The 255-nt window shown below is 63.9% G+C and carries 1 pseudogene; it reads right to left on the reverse strand.

Features of this window, described 5'->3' with window-relative positions:
• Positions 1–255, reverse strand: a pseudogene (locus tag FV230_RS29255) (IS3 family transposase); the annotation flags it as partial.

A 255-nucleotide genomic window follows, 5' to 3' on the forward strand; every position in this document is an offset into this window, starting at 1 on the left:
AGATCGGCCGTCAGCGCCTCTTCATCATCGCGGCCCCGCGGTACCTTGCGCTGTGTCGAGCGATGCTGTCCGAGCGCCCTGCAGGCACGGCGCTCGGAGACGGTCATCGTCCGCATGATGTGCTCGATACAGGCGCGTCGGCGCGCAGGGCTCGAGACGTCTTCCCCGGGACGCCTCCTGCAGGATCAGCTTGTCCAGCGTCAAATCGGCGATGGCTTTTCGAAGCCGAGCATTCTCGGTCTCAAGACTCTTCAT

This window comes from Methylobacterium sp. WL6 (assembly GCF_008040095.1).
Lineage (GTDB): Bacteria > Pseudomonadota > Alphaproteobacteria > Rhizobiales > Beijerinckiaceae > Methylobacterium.